This window comes from Limosilactobacillus reuteri, from assembly GCF_020785355.1.
Taxonomy (GTDB): domain Bacteria; phylum Bacillota; class Bacilli; order Lactobacillales; family Lactobacillaceae; genus Limosilactobacillus; species Limosilactobacillus reuteri_I.
On sequence record NZ_JAJGVH010000076.1, the window covers coordinates 15,702 to 28,807 of the forward strand.

The following is a 13,106-nucleotide window of genomic DNA, read 5'->3' on the forward strand; positions in this document are numbered from 1 at the left end:
TATGCAATTACAAGAGCGGTTTACTATCAAAAAAATCATTCTAGCAATGATAGGTATATTTCTTGTATGTATTGGAGTGGCTTTTAATAATAATACAAACTTAGGTAATGACCCTGTTGGCATTATTTATGATGGTATTCGCGTAACATTTGGAGTTCCTAAAATTAATTTAGGGATGGTATCAAATTTTATTAATATTGGATTACTTATCTTACTTTTTCTCATCGGCCGTCATTATGCTAATATCGGTTCTTTAATGTATTTGATTCCATATGGATTCTTTGTACTTGTTGGTTCTCACCTGTATTTAAGGTTATTTCCAGCAAATACTCAATTAATGAGAATATTTGGTGGGATAATAGGAATTTCTCTTTATTATATTGGAATTAGTTTATTTATTTGTGCTGATATTGGTGTTGATCCTTTTAGCGGTTTTATGCTTACTTTGCAGGACCATACGGGTTGGAGTCTGAGAAGAAGCAAAATAACTTTTGATGTGGTTCTTATTTTTATTGGGATACTACTTGGTGGAAAATTTGGTGTTATTACATTGATTACAGTTTGTACAACGGGACCTACGATTCAATATTTAAGTAGAAAATTTAAAAAGTTATTTAATTTATAAAGGGTGCGATATTTATGAAAATTAGGATGCAACAGCCAGTAAAAGTTGTAGTTGATCATAGTCTAACTAACGCTATTTTAGAATTATTAAATAAAGAAGATTTAAGTAGACCATTTATTGTATTGGATAAATTTCTTTTGGAAGTTCCGGTAGTAAAAGAATTACTTGAGACTTTAGAACAAAAGAAAATTAGTTATAGAGTATATGCAGATATAGTACCTGATCCACCAGCAGAAATTATTAATGAGGGAGCAAAATCAATGAAAGAATTTGATGCAGATTCTGTAATTGCTATTGGTGGTGGAAGTTCTCTTGATAGTGCGAAGGGAATTAACATAGTTGCAAGTGATGGCGGAAAAATTGAAGACTATGTCAAGGATGAATCCTTAATTCATGATCTAAAAACTCTTATTAGTATTCCAACTACTGCGGGAACTGGGAGCGAGATGTCAAATGCATTAGTTGTAACTGATGAAGAGACTGAGGAGAAAAATACGATTCTTTCAGATAAGATGCTAAGTGATTATGCTCTATTGATACCAGAATTAACTGTTAGTCTTCCCAAGCGACAAACAATAGCAAGTGGATTAGATGCATTTTCTCATGCTGCAGAAGGATACTTATCATTATTAAGCAGTCCTGTTGCAGATGCTATTTCTGAGAAAGTTATGTATCTTCTATATAACTATCTTCCAGAAGCTGTAAAAAACGGTGAGAATATTGAAGCACGTCAGCGAGTTATGGTAGCAGCTTGTTTAGCAGGGTGGATTTTAAACCAATCTGGAACAATTATTGCACACTCTGAAGCTCATATTTTAGGTTCAAAGTATCATTTGGTTCATGGTGAAGCTGTTGCATATGCATTGCCAGCAGTTCTTAAACTTGTAGCTCCAATTTATCCACAAAAAGTTAAAGAGATCGGTAAAATTTTAGGAGCCGATTTTAATGGTAATGAGTCCCCGAAAAAGATTGGAGAAATCACTGTAAAAGCTTATAAAAATTTTCGCGATAATGTTATTGGATTGCATCCTTTTGCGGATTATGGGATCGGTAATGATGAATTAGTAAAAGATGCAGAAGAAATAGTAAATGAACGATTTGCAGGAAATACTCCAGTAAAACTAACAAAGGAAAATGTTTCTGAGTTATTAGAAAACTTTGGTTAAGTGGTTCATGTGGGGTGAGATATTATGAACTTTGTATTTTTAATTACTGGGCTGTTATTTATATTTATAGTAGGCTGGCTAGTAAGCAGTGATAGAAAAAATATTAAGTATAAACGGATGGGAATTCTTTTTGCATTACAAATAGTAATATCGTTTTTATGCCTTCATACGTCCGGGGGAATTAAAACTTTATCAGCAATTTCTGGGTTCTTTAATTGGTTAATGAAACAAGCTGCTGGAGGAGTTGATTTTGTATTTGGCGGTTTTGCATTTAAACCTGGTGGAAGTGTATTTTTCCTAAATGTTTTAATGCCAATTGTATTCATTTCAGCTTTGGTAGGAATTCTTAATTATTTAAAAATTTTGCCGTTAATTATTAAGTGGACAGGATGGGCCTTAAATAAAATAGGACATATGGGAGAATTGGAAAGTTACTTTGCAGTTTCAACTGCTATTCTTGGTCAACCTGAAGTGTACTTGACTATTAAAGAGCAAATTCCTAAGTTGAATTCACAACGTTTATATACTATCTGTGCATCTGCAATGAGTGCAGTTTCAGCGGCTATGCTAGCATCATATATGAAAATGATTCTAGGAAAGTTCGTCGTTGTTGCTGTATTCTTAAATATTCTTTCTGCATTAATTATTTCCTGTATTATTAATCCATATGATGTGGATCCTAATGATGAGCTGGCAAAAATTGATCATGGACCACGCGAAGCATTCTTTGAGGTACTTGGAAACTACATTACTGATGGCTTCAAATTAGCAATTTCTGTTGCAGCAATGTTAATTGGTTTTGTTGCCTTGGTTACGTTTTTAAATAGTACTTTTGTTGCATTAATTCATATCTCGTTTACAACGTTAATTGGCTATATTTTTGCACCAATTGCTTGGTTAATGGGTGTACCTAATCAAGATATCGTTAAAGTGGGTAGTTTGATGGCAACTAAGTTAATTACTAATGAATTTGTTGCAATGGGGAATTTACAGCAGATGGCTTCTGGACTTACTGTTAAGGGCAATGCAATTATTTCAGCTTACTTAGTATCATTTGCAAACTTTGGAACAGTAGGTATTGTAACTGGTTCAATTAAAGCAATTAGTAAAAAACAAGGAAGTTATGTAGCAAAATTTTCAATGAAATTATTACTTGGTGCTACACTCGCTTCTGTTTTAACTGGAACAATTGTAGGAGTGTACTTCTAATTTAAAAGAAAGGATAACTATGATGCGAAAATTTAATAAGAAAATAGTTATTCTCATCTGTGTATCCGTGGTTTTATTTATTCTTTCTAGTACTCTAAATGCGGATATTGAGAAATTAGATAATAAAGAATTAATTAATCGTAGTATATACTGTATAGCTTTATATTTATGGACATTATGGATGTATGTAGGTAAGCATAGATTTTATAAATTTTTTACAGTTTTTACATTAATTGTATATACGTTTGGCTTTATAAGTTTTATTCTTGTACCATTATTAAATTTTCAAACTATATGTGAAATTGTTTTATCAGGATTAGGTATTATAATTAATGTAACCGCTATACTAATGATTCACAAAGAAAGGATGCCGATAACAAATGACCAAAAAGATAATTCTTGACTGTGATCCCGGACATGATGATGCATTGGCATTAACGATGGCCGTTGCTTCACCGAAGATTGATGTCCTTGCCGTAACAACTTCTGCTGGTAATCAAACACCAGACAAAACTTTAAATAATGCGATGCGGATGTTAACCTTACTCCATCGAGAAGATATTCCAGTTGCCCAGGGAAATCAAACTCCGCTGGTTGAGCCGCTTGAAACTGCACCGGAAGTTCATGGGGAGACAGGTTTGGATGGTGCGGACCTTCCTGATCCCGATTTCAAAGTTCAACCAATTCCAGCTATTGAGTTGATTGCTAAAACTCTTCGTGAAAGTGATGAGAAAGTTACCTTAGTAGTTACCGGTCCAATGACAAATGCGGCCTTATTCTTACGGGTCTATCCCGATTTGGCGAAAGAAAAGATTGATCAGATTGTCTTCATGGGTGGGGCAATGGGACTTGGTAACTGGCGGCCATCAGTCGAATTTAATATTTTTGTTGATCCAGAAGCAGCTAAAATTGTAATGAACTTCGGCCTGCCTCTGGTAATGGCACCGTTGAACGTGACCCATAAAGCTCAGATTATGAAGGATGAGATTGAGCAAATCGGGCAAATCAATAATCCAGTTGCCCAGGCTTTCCACGGTCTCCTAAACTTCTTTGAACAGTACCATGAAAATCCTAAGTGGGGCTTTAAGGGTGCGCCACTCCATGACCCATGTACGATTGCTTGGTTGATTGATCCCACCATGTTCGGTACTGACAAAATGAATGTAGATGTTGAAACTCAGGGCGATCTTACACGGGGAGAGACGGTTTGTGACTACTATCAGTTAACTGATAAGTCCCAAAATACTGAAGTCCTCCTTGATATTGATCGTGAGAAATTCATCCAATTGATCATTGATACCCTGCAAAGTTTCTCACAGAAATAAATTTGCTGTTTACAAAAAGAAAGTGAAGAGTTACACTATATGTAAATTTAACAATCTAATTTTCTTCGGGGCAGGGTGAAATTCCCAACCGACGGTAACAAGTACGCTTGGAGTCCGTGACCCGTTAGCATTTATGTTAACGGTTGAACCAGTGAAAATCTGGTACCGACAGTATAGTCTGGATGGGAGAAGAAAACTAAAAATTACACAATCAGTTTAAACGTAAAGCCCCGGATAGCAGTGATGTTATCCGGTTTTATTTTTGCCGAGCTGTTTTTTTAAGTTAACTATTTAACGTCCCGAGAGAAATCTTAGGACGTTTTTATTTTGGAAAGGATGGTTAGAGTGGAAGATGCTTATTTCATGCAAATGGCAATCGCTGAAGCAACAAAGGCTGGCAATGAAACCTGGAAAAATCCTCGTGTTGGGGCAGTTATTGTTAAGAATGGTCAAGTTTTAGCGCGAGGTCATACTCACGAATATGGTGGAATTCACGCTGAACGGGATGCAATAGGTAAACTTACGCCGAAACAGTTACAGGGAGCAACTCTTTATGTTACGTTGGAACCCTGCAATCACTATGGGAAACAACCACCATGTAGTCAGGCGATTATTGACGCGGGCATCAGAAGGGTTGTGATTGCGGAAACAGACCCGCACAAGCTTGTCACCGGGAAAGGAATTGCTACGCTTCAACAGCAAAATATTACTGTCAAAACGGGCGTCCTTAAAGAAGCAGCACAGGCCTTAAATCCGCATTACGATTTCTTCTATCGGTACCAACGACCATGGGTAACTTTAAAACAAGCAGTTAGTCTTGACTATCACGTGGCCGCAGAAAAAGGTCAACGAACGGCGATTACTAATTCTGCTGTGGCAAAAATGGTTCATACCGAGCGCGGCAATTTTCAAGGGATCTTGATTGGAAGCCAAACCGCAATTATTGATAATCCAACTTTATTAACGACTGCCCCTACAAAGTTCCCGCCAGTAAGGATTGTTCTTGACCGCCGGGGACGTTTAAAAGATAACCCAACCTTACACTTGTTAACTGACGGGCAGGCACCTACTTGGATTTTTACGGAAAATAGTTCGCTACAAGATCAGTTTGCTAAAGGCATTCGGGTGTTTTATCGCCGGACGTGGTCAATTAACGACATCTTGCATGAACTTGGTCGACAAGAAATTCAATCTGTTTATGTAGAAGGGGGTCCGACTGTTCATCAAGCGTTTTTACGGAAAGGATTGTTTGAAGAGCTTATTACTTATTTAGCTCCCCAGATGCTTGGCGAAAAAGGGGTGCCAGGGATGGAGTCACCTCATCAATTACATTTAGCCCATCAGGAAATTAAAGTTTTAGAGAATAATATTAGGATTGCGGGAAGGAAGATGGAACATGTTTAGTGGTTTAGTAGCAGGAGTTGGTCGGATAACAGAGATCAACCTACAAGGAGAAACAATTGAACTAGCAGTTACTCCGCGAATTGATGACTTTTTAACTACCGTCCAACTCGGAGATTCAATCGCGGTAAATGGCACTTGTTTAACGGTAGTAGGTATTAAAAATAATCAATTTACGACAACCCTAATGCCGCAAACGTTTGAAAAAACAACATTCAAGAATTTGAAAGAAGGCGCTGATGTTAACTTGGAACGCTCATTACAAATTGGTGAACGGCTAGAGGGCCATATTGTAACGGGGCATGTTGACGAACTATCACGAGTTTTAAAGCGGACTGTCAATGAAAATGCGATTGAAGTGCAATTTAGTATTCCACACCGCCTGCATGGTCAAGTGGTAGCGCAAGGAAGTGTCGCGATTAATGGTGTGAGTTTAACTGTGATGGAAACCGGTGACGATTGGTTTACGGTTGGCCTGATTCCTCACACTCAACTCGTTACTAATTTAGATGCGCTCAAAGTAGGGGATGAGGTTAATTTAGAAACTGATATTTTAGGAAAATATGTTGTCGCAAACTTATCAGGAGGCAAAAACTAATGGATGTAAAGAAAATTCAAGCAACAATTAAGTACCTACAACAAGGTGGACTTGCGATTGTTATGGATGATTTAGACCGCGAAGCAGAGGGAGATTTAGTTGGCCTTGCTAGTAAAGCTACCCCTGAAAAAGTTAACTTTATGACTAAGTATGCACGTGGATTGATGTGTGTTCCCATGGCACCGGAAGTAGCTAAACGACTGAAATTACCTCAGATGACTGCTGATAATTCTGATCCGTTTGGCACGGCTTTTACGATCAGCGTTGACCATCATTCGACAACAACGGGAATTTCAGCCTTTGATCGTTGGCGCACTATTACTCATCTTGCCGCACCGACTGCTAAAAACGAAGACTTCTACAAGCCAGGTCATATCTTTCCCTTGGTCGCCAAGAAAAATGGGGTATTAGAACGCGATGGTCATACTGAAGCCGCGGTTGACCTCGCGCGCTTGGCTGGAGTGGAACCAGTTGCTTATATCTGTGAGATTTTAAAAGACAATGGTAAAATGGCGCGATCAGTTGAACTTCATGAGAAAGCAGCCGAATTTGGCTTACCCATCATTACGATCAAAGAACTTCAGGAATACCGGCAAAGTTTAGCGAGCAAACCAGTAGAAGAGGTGCATCTCCCGTCTCAGTATGGTGACTTTCGCTTACGATGGTTTGATGACAATAATCTAGCGCTGATAAAAGGAGATATTGATCCAACTACTCCTGTAATGGTTCGCTTGCATTCAGAATGCTTTACTGGCGATGTTCTTGGTTCCCTTCGCTGTGATTGTGGTCCTCAACTTCATGAAGCAATGCGTCGAATTGAGAAAAACGGCAGCGGGATTATTATTTATTTGCGTCAAGAAGGCCGTGGAATTGGTTTAGCAAATAAGTTGCGAGCCTATCATTTGCAAGAACACGGCTATGATACTGTCGAGGCCAATGAAAAATTAGGTTTTGCGCCTGATGAACGGCAGTATGACCAAGCAATTGCGATTTTACACCAATTAGGGATAACCAAGATTAACCTACTTACTAATAATCCTGATAAAATTGAGCAATTACAACTTGGCGATATTGAAATCAATGAACGTCTACCATTAGAAATAGCGCCTAATAACTACGACGAGAATTATTTGATCACAAAGAAAAATAAATTTCACCATTTACTGAATCTGGAGGCTTAATCATGAAAGAATTTACTGGAAAATTTAATGTTCAAAGTGCAAAAATCGGGATTGTTGTTGCCGATTTTAATGAAACGGTTACTAAGCAATTGGTTCAAGGGGCCACAGAGATGTTAGCTAAGTTTGGCCTTGAAAATGTTGATGTTTATCATGTACCAGGAGCATTTGAAATTCCGTTTATGACGAAACAATTATTGGCAAAAAAGGAATATGACGGCATTTTGACGTTAGGCGCTGTTATCAAAGGTGAAACAGATCACTACGATTTAATTTGTCAAAATGTTGCTAGCGGCGTAATGAATCTTAACTTAAAGAGCAATATTCCAATTACATTTGGCATCCTTACTACCGATAACATTGAACAAGCAATGCAACGAGCGGGACTCAAAGCGGGTAATGAAGGAGCGATCACTGCACAAAGCTTACTAGAGATGATTTCGTTAAATCGACAAATAAATTAAAAATAACCTCCATTCAAGGATTTATCCAAGAATGGAGGTTATTTGCTAACGTTTATTTTTCTGAATCAAACGCTTGATTTCGTCTAACTCAGCCTTTAGTTGGCGATTTTCATGTTGGATTTTGACTAACTGGGCGGAAATCTTCCGTTCGTCTTTTTTGGCAAAGAACTCAGTAATTGTACTGGTAAGCATCCCAATAAAACCAATCCCCAAGAGCATCAGGACAATCGCAGCTGCCCGGCCAATTCCGGTCTTAGGAATCACATCCCCGTAACCAATCGTAGTAGCAGTTGTAATTGCCCACCACAGGGCTGTTTCGTAAGAGACTTTCTCCGAGATGCAAAACATTGCAGCGGCTACCATTATGACAGCAATCGTAATGTACAAGTAGTAGAGCAACTCATTTCGCTCAAAGAAGACACCCAGCCGACCGGTAAAACCGACCAAACGCATAATGCGCATGAGTTTAAGCATCTGAAAAGTTCTACCAATTTGCCCAATTCGGAAGAGAAAGAAAAGGCTACTGGCAGGAATGATTGATAGAAGGTCAAAGATGTTATCTTTAACAAATTCGCGTTTATTTGGTGAAATAATCAGGCGGATGACATAATCCGTAAAGAAGACCAACCAAATCCCATTGTCAATCATATTGTAAGGGTAGGTATCAATATTGATTCGCTTGGCATAATATGCGATTAGCATTCCAATCGAGATAACGGCTAAGATAGCCATAATAATTTGGTAGACAATGTAGGTAAACTTCTTATGCACGATTTTTTCTCCTGCCCATAGATTTAATTTTATCTTAAGCGTCTCTTAAAAGGGATGCAAGAACTATTCTGCTTTACTTGCGCTTTCGTTCCCATCCGATCGTAATGATTCCAGCAAGAATAGTCCAGACTAGACCAATCAAACTGAGTAATGCCCCTAATTTGATTCCTGGCAACTCATAGCTAAAGGTAACATGGTGAGTTCCGGCAGGTAAGTATACTCCTAAGAAAGCTTGGTTTGTTCGTAAGGTGGTTGCCTTTTTCCCATTAACTTTCGCTGACCAGCCAGTAGAATAAGGAATCGAAGAGGTGAGGACGCCAGGACGAGTCGTTTTAATTGTTCCCTGAACTTGGTTACGTTTGAATTTAACGTCCTTTAGGCGATGGCGCTGCAATGTCTTAACTTCACGATAATAGTTATTATCTAGTTTTTCTGCTACTATCCGGTATTTGAGCTCATAAGTTCCGAGTTTTGAAGGCTGGAAGGTGAGTGAAGTCGGCAGTTTACCATCATAATAACCAATATTAAGGGTCGAATTAGTAACGTGCTTAAACAAAGAAAGAGTACTTTGCCGTGCCTGTTCAATCGTGGCGGTTCCAAACTTACTGCCGATATTAAGCTTAAAGCTAATATCAGGTGAACCATTTAAAACGTGGTAACGCCAATAGCGATAGTGGGTATAGCGCTGATTAATAACATTTCCGGGATTAAGGACCGTTTCCTTCAGATGTGCTTGCTCATAGGCAATCTGTTCTTTCATGGAGAAAGGAGTGTATTTGATCTTCGAAAATTCAATATGCAACTCGCTGCCCTTTAATTTTTGCTGCATTTTTTTACTTTGCAGCTCTGGTAATTGCAATTGATAAGTTTCTTCACTATCGGTATAGGTCAGTTTAGCCGGGTTAACCTTATTCAAGCGGTTGGAAACTAACTCGCTTTTAAGGGGATAGACATGCGTCTTGAGCTTAGCGGCCTTCATTCCTCGGAGCTTTTTTTGCTTATCAACCAGAACACCGGTAGCTAAAACGCGTTCTTTTTCAGTTGGTGAGAGTGATTGATAATCTTTTTTACTAATGTAGTTATCTTGCCAGTAAAGTAATGGGAAGGCATAGTTTGTTTTATACCGCATCGTTTGCGTGGGCACAAACTCATCCTTGCTTTTGGGATTGCTTGGCTGTCCTTCATCATAATTGATGACTGGATCAGTTGCTTTATCTAAAAAGTAACCAGCGGGAATCTTTGTCGCGTTATCACCATTGCTTTGAACAAAAACATATTTAACGCCAAAGAAATTGTTCATAATTGTCCGATCATCGGCTTGCCGAATGGGGATGTTAGCCTGATACTGGTTATTTTGTAGGCTTGTATTAAACTGTCCCAAATATTTATTTTGCAGTGAATAGTAAGAATCAATGTTATGCAATCCAGAAGTAAGGTCATTATCAAGGTTCGGGCCGTCAATAATCTTATTTTGGCTAATTGTTGAAACGCGGTAAAAAGAATTGTTCTTCAAATCCTGATCAAGGTTACCGTAACGGTTGCTGGTAATTGCTTGATACTCTCCCCGACTCAGCATACTACTAGAGAAATCTCCGTTATAGGGAAAAGCCGCGTAAATTGCGTTCACCCCGGCGTTAAGCATTATAATTGCTAGTAGCCACCGGTAAGGATGAGTAAGTTTATTTAAGTGAATCAACCAGATGGCCATTAGGGAGCCAATTAAGAAAATAACCGGCATAAAAATATCATTCTCATTGTCAAAGAAGAAGGTTGCGATCAAGATAATGAGGTAAATCCCCGTTGCCCAACTTAGGACCGCCATTGTCTTTTGATCAAGCGTCGGAATGTTCTCTGCTAGAATACAGACGGCCATTGCTAATGGAAGGTAGATCAAGAGCGTCCAACGGTTAGAAGCTGACATCATTCCGTTGAAGAAAGCGCCGACTGCTGGAATTAGCAGCATGATGAGCGCTAGACCAAGGCTAATCGTTAGCAGGGGATACTTTCGGGGACGAGAATAAATGTAAACAAGGGCGATAAAACCAATTGAAACGATCCCTAGCGCAGACCAGAACATGAAATACCATTGACCACCGTTAATCAGTGACTTAGGCAAAAAGAGGTAGTAGTAAAGAGGATAGGTTTTTAAACCATTAGCAAATAATGATCCAGTCCTGGTTGAATTTGTGACCGCGATAATTTCGGGAACAAGCAAAACCGCTGATAAGAGGACACTAGTAATTGTTGCAAAAGCAAGTTTAAGAAAAGTTTTCCCGTAATTAAGCGTGCGACGATAATGTGTTCCTACTCGAAGAACAAGATAGAGGAATGAACCAATTCCTAAAACGTAAGCAAGGTAATAGTTGCTTACTAACATCCATGTAAAGGCACCAACAAGCGGCCAGGGTGATCCTTCTTGTAGTATCCGCTCAATCTGGACCACAATTAACGGAAAGATGATAAATGGCGTGGTAAAGAAAGGCTGGGCGATACAAGCATAGAGTAAAAACGAATTGACCAGGTAGGTTGTTGCCCCCATCAAAATGACGCTATTGCGAAACTTAAAGTGTTGAGCAAAATAGACGAAAGCGAGGCCAACACAATACATCCGGATAATATTAATTACCTGGTAGGCGAGGGTAATCTTTGCCGCGGGAAAAAGTAGTGCAAGGTAAGAGAAAACGTCTCCAATCGTATAGTAAGAATATACTTGAAAGGTATCACTGCCTAGTCCCATTTGCCATGACCAGAAGTTTAGGCGGGGATGGTGGAAGAAGCTAATCAGTGCTTCCCGATACTTTGCTAGTAAGGGCAAATGCTGGTTGAGAGCATCTTTGCTAAGGATAAAAGTATGACCAGTAATTAAGTATGTCCCGAAAATACATAAGGCTAAGAAGATGAATAAAATAGTGTATTCACCGTATAGTCTTTTTACCGGTCGTTTTTTAAATGAGAAATCCATAATTCCTCCTTGGATTAACAATCATTTTTTAGGATGTCTCTAATATTTTAACAAAAAAATATTAAGAGTGACGTTCTTAATTTTAGCGGACATTCTTAGAATTTGGGTGGTAAGTTCTAAAATGATCAATTACAATAAAAAAGATCTTTATATTAAAGGGGTAATTTTATGGAAAATATAGGTAACTTTACAGTAGCAAAACGATGGGGATCTTTTCTGCTACTATATTTAGGATATATGATTTTATTTGCTGACCGAACAGTGATGAATATTTCCCTTGCTTACATCGGTAAAGACTTTCATGTCGGAGCAGCAGCATTAGGGGCAACCGCCAGTGCGTTCTTCTTAGGGTACACTTTAATGCAGATACCTGGGGGATACTTAACTGATAAGTTTGGTAGTAAATTGATGGTGATTATTTCCCTGTTTGCCTGGTCGTTGATGACGATGGTGACTGGCTGGGCATGGTCGCTTGCTGCCTTGATTGCGATTCGGTTTCTGTTTGGGATTGCAGAAGGACCATATCCAGCAGCGGCATTAAAACGAATTTCTGAAAATTATGATAAGAGTGAGAAATCACAGGCAACTTCTGCCTTAATTTCATCGAATTATGCCGGGGCAGCAGTAGCACCACTAATTATTGTGCCAATTATTGCTAGCAGTGGTTGGCGAAATGCCTTTGTTTGGCTTGGGGTTGGTGGGTTTATTATTTTACTTGCCTATTACCTGGTAGAACGGCCAATTAATAGCAGTCAAGAAAACGGACAGGCGCGTCCCAAAATTGAATGGAAAAAGATTGATCACCGTGTCTGGGCTTTTGTGGTAATTGGGCTTGCCCTGAATATCATTACTAAGGGCCTTGAAACCTGGATGCCAGTTTATTTCTTACAGGAACAAGGAATTAACTTGAAGAACTTGGCCTGGTTAGTACCACTGCCAGTTATTTCTGGAGGTATTGCAGCATTTATTTCTGGCTTTGTGATGGTGCACTTGTTTAAGAAGCATGAACGGTGGATGATTAGCATTGCTTCATTCCTGACCCTGGTTTTCATGTTCGGTCTCTTCAAGTCAACTTCATTAGTAGGCGTTGTGATCTTTGATGTCTTGATCTATTTCGTTAAATCATTGGCATTTACTGGTATCTTTAGTTTCATTGCGCAGATTTTATCGGAGAGAACTTATGGATCATCAATTGGGATTGTTAACTTTGGTGGGCAACTTGGTGGCTTTGTTGGTCCGCTCTTAATTGGGTGGATTGTCCAAGCAGCTGGCTCATATTCAGCCGCTTTCTTCGGCCTTGTTATCAGTGCATTGGTTGCAGTGATTGCATGTTTGTTTATTAGAAAAGCGTAAAAAATAAGGTGTTGAGAGAAAATAAAAAGCTTTCTCTCAGCACCTTATTTTTGC

General features: G+C 38.8%; 12 protein-coding genes and 1 riboswitch. Of the genes, 10 read left to right on the forward strand and 2 right to left on the reverse strand.

Annotation, left to right across the window (positions count from 1 at the left end; all coding sequences use genetic code 11):
- The first annotated feature begins 1 nt into the window (after position 1).
- From LMB56_RS06845 to ribH, 9 genes are all read left to right on the forward strand, one after another.
- Entirely contained in the window at positions 2–625 is a 624-nt protein-coding gene (locus LMB56_RS06845; protein ID WP_122481272.1) for a YczE/YyaS/YitT family protein, read from the forward strand.
- Between the two features lie 14 nt (positions 626–639).
- On the forward strand, positions 640–1,791 hold the full coding sequence (locus LMB56_RS06850) for an iron-containing alcohol dehydrogenase (RefSeq protein WP_229283486.1): 1,152 nt from the start codon (positions 640–642) through the stop codon (positions 1,789–1,791).
- 24 nt (positions 1,792–1,815) lie between these two features.
- Positions 1,816–3,000 (forward strand): NupC/NupG family nucleoside CNT transporter, encoded by a 1,185-nt coding sequence (locus tag LMB56_RS06855; protein WP_229283485.1) that lies wholly within the window; start codon positions 1,816–1,818, stop codon positions 2,998–3,000.
- 19 nt (positions 3,001–3,019) lie between these two features.
- Complete coding sequence (locus LMB56_RS06860; protein WP_122481269.1) at positions 3,020–3,403, forward strand: hypothetical protein; 384 nt, start codon at positions 3,020–3,022, stop codon at positions 3,401–3,403.
- Positions 3,381–4,325 carry a pyrimidine-specific ribonucleoside hydrolase RihA gene (gene rihA, locus LMB56_RS06865; protein WP_003667955.1) on the forward strand — a complete coding sequence of 315 codons (945 nt, stop codon included), beginning with the start codon at positions 3,381–3,383 and terminating at the stop codon, positions 4,323–4,325. Before LMB56_RS06860 ends, rihA begins: the two co-directional genes overlap by 23 nt.
- 57 nt (positions 4,326–4,382) lie before the next feature.
- A riboswitch (FMN riboswitch) is annotated at positions 4,383–4,523 on the forward strand.
- Positions 4,524–4,670: 147 nt separating this feature from the next.
- Positions 4,671–5,729 carry a bifunctional diaminohydroxyphosphoribosylaminopyrimidine deaminase/5-amino-6-(5-phosphoribosylamino)uracil reductase RibD gene (gene ribD, locus LMB56_RS06870; RefSeq protein WP_183144993.1) on the forward strand — a complete coding sequence of 353 codons (1,059 nt, stop codon included), beginning with the start codon at positions 4,671–4,673 and terminating at the stop codon, positions 5,727–5,729.
- Entirely contained in the window at positions 5,722–6,324 is a 603-nt protein-coding gene (locus tag LMB56_RS06875) for a riboflavin synthase (protein WP_122481268.1), read from the forward strand. Before ribD ends, LMB56_RS06875 begins: the two co-directional genes overlap by 8 nt.
- Positions 6,324–7,505, forward strand: a complete 1,182-nt coding sequence (ribA, locus tag LMB56_RS06880; protein WP_122481267.1) for a GTP cyclohydrolase II — start codon at positions 6,324–6,326, stop codon at positions 7,503–7,505. Before LMB56_RS06875 ends, ribA begins: the two co-directional genes overlap by 1 nt.
- Positions 7,506–7,507: 2 nt before the next feature.
- Positions 7,508–7,966 (forward strand): 6,7-dimethyl-8-ribityllumazine synthase, encoded by a 459-nt coding sequence (ribH, locus tag LMB56_RS06885; protein WP_122481266.1) that lies wholly within the window; start codon positions 7,508–7,510, stop codon positions 7,964–7,966.
- A 45-nt stretch (positions 7,967–8,011) separates the two neighbouring features.
- Here the strand turns inward: ribH and LMB56_RS06890 are convergent, their stop codons facing one another.
- Positions 8,012–8,737 carry a potassium channel family protein gene (locus LMB56_RS06890; protein ID WP_011953459.1) on the reverse strand — a complete coding sequence of 242 codons (726 nt, stop codon included), beginning with the start codon at positions 8,735–8,737 and terminating at the stop codon, positions 8,012–8,014.
- A gap of 73 nt (positions 8,738–8,810) precedes the next feature.
- Entirely contained in the window at positions 8,811–11,699 is a 2,889-nt protein-coding gene (locus LMB56_RS06895; protein WP_229283484.1) for a YfhO family protein, read from the reverse strand.
- 168 nt (positions 11,700–11,867) lie between these two features.
- Here LMB56_RS06895 and LMB56_RS06900 point away from each other — a divergent pair, with 168 nt between their 5' ends.
- The gene (locus LMB56_RS06900) at positions 11,868–13,052 is read left to right on the forward strand and encodes an MFS transporter (RefSeq protein WP_065532889.1); all 1,185 of its coding nucleotides are present in this window, start codon (positions 11,868–11,870) and stop codon (positions 13,050–13,052) included.
- Positions 13,053–13,106 lie beyond the last annotated feature (54 nt).